We start from the raw sequence: 1,940 nt of genomic DNA, 5'->3' as shown, positions 1-1,940 counted from the left end.
AGCCAGTGAAGGATACAGATGCCGGTGGTATGACAATTGCAAAAGTTGCCGTTAGCGATGAGGCCATCCAAAAAGCACTCGATGCTTTGAGTTCGGAAGCAAGAATAGGAGCCGTTCAACTTGTTATTGATATGAAGGGCCAAGAAGATAAGGGAGTTATCGTTGTCCCTGCCGTTAGTCTGATTTCTGTGCGAACGAAAGCACCTAACGCAGTATTGATTGTAAAATACAATTCGGTAACTTATGAGCTTCCGGTTCGTGGTTTGGACGTGGTTGGGCTTTCCAAAAAGCTTGGCGCTGAGCCAACTCATGTAGCTATTGCTATTCATATCGAAAAGCTGAATGCGGCTGATACAACCAATTTGCAGACGGCAGCAATAGAAAGTGAAGCTAAATTGCTCCACTCAGGTATATTGTTCGAGGTGACTGCAGAAAGCAGCGGGAAACAGGTACAGGTTGAAGATTTCGGCAACCTGTATGCTCCTCGTACGATTACACTAACTGGCGAAGTAGATGGGCTGCATGCTAGTGCAGTTTCGTATGATCCTGTGACTGGTGAGTTGAGTTATGTACCGGCTATCTTTGAACAGCTGGATGGCCAAACGTTGGTTACAATTTATCGTACAGGTAACAGCATATATACGGTGGTAAGCGCGAGTAAATCGTTTGCAGATTTAGATGGGCATTGGGCAAAAGACTCGGTAGATTTGCTAGCTTCCAAATTCTTGATCAAGGGTACTGCGGGTGATCAGTTTATGCCGGATGCTGAGGTTAGCCGGGCGGAGTTTGCAACTCTATTGACAAGAGCAATCGGACTTAAGCCGAAAGCAACCGGAGCTTTTGCGGATGTCTCTAACTCGGCGTGGTACGCAGGTGAAGTGGGTGCTGCTGCGGCTGCAGGGATTATTGATGGCTATGAGAATCATGCATTCAAGCCAGATGACAAAATTACTCGTGAGCAGATGGCGGTTATGATCGTACGTGCGATGAAACAGGCTGGCTTTGAAGTGACAGCGGATTTGGCGCAGCTGAATCAATTTGCAGATAGCCGTCTCATTAGCGAATACGCGCATGCAGCTGTCTCCCAAGCGATGCAGGCGAAAATCATCCAAGGTGCAACAGCGGATACCTTTGCTCCTTTGATTAACGCGACACGCGCAGAAGCGGCGGTTATGCTGAAGCGCATGCTGGACTGCATTAACCACTCCGTATGACTACGTTTAATCTGGGAATAATATACTTCTTACAAGGAAAGTAGTAATTATTTCCATATTGAAATGGGAGATGGCGATGCAAAAGCTTAAGCGAAAAGAAAGAGGAAACGATCTTTTTGAACTGGCAATGTATGTGCTTGCGGCCGTGTGTTTTGTATATTATCTGATTAAGGGTATTGCGCCGAAAATGTGGCAGGCCGTTTTGATTGCAGCAGTACTGCTATTGATCAGAGTCATTGTCAGGCTGACGAAGACCACGATGTTTGCGGCGCTGAGGTTCTGCGTGCTGCTGTTCATTTTTATCACAATGTTTTTGGCAAACGAATTTGGATTTTATAGTGTCATCCCACATTTGGATAAGATTGAACATCTCTTTTCAGGTCTAATCCTATGTTTCGTAGGTTTATTAATCTATGGGAAAGCAGGCGATATAGAGAACAAATCCGTCACGCCAAGTGCAAAGGTTGCCATATGGCTCAGCCTCTTCTTTTCTGTAGCGATGGCCGGCGTCTGGGAAATCTACGAGTTTACAACGGATCGTTGGTTCGGATTGACTTCGCAAAACGGCAGCTTGCTGGATACCATGACAGATATCATCTGCGGGACGATTGGCGCGGTGCTGACTAGTTGCTATTTAGTGATTCAGGCAAAGCGGGGGAAAATGCCCCTGATTGACGAATAACTTACTAGGCAGGCATGTATGAGAAAAGTAATCATGTTTAACAG

2 protein-coding genes are annotated in these 1,940 nt (G+C 46.0%); both read left to right on the top strand.

Features of this window, described 5'->3' with window-relative positions:
• Positions 1-1,214, top strand: a 1,214-nt coding sequence (locus AC1DUA_RS35495; RefSeq protein WP_477504211.1) for an S-layer homology domain-containing protein, incomplete at its 5' end; no start/stop codon positions are given.
• 76 nt (positions 1,215-1,290) lie between these two features.
• Positions 1,291-1,896 carry a DUF2238 domain-containing protein gene (locus tag AC1DUA_RS35490; protein WP_477504210.1) on the top strand — a complete coding sequence of 202 codons (606 nt, stop codon included), beginning with the start codon at positions 1,291-1,293 and terminating at the stop codon, positions 1,894-1,896.
• Positions 1,897-1,940: the final 44 nt, after the last annotated feature.

This window comes from Paenibacillus sp. 01T422 (genome assembly GCF_056398785.1).
This window is presented reverse-complemented; position numbering and strand designations above follow the sequence as displayed.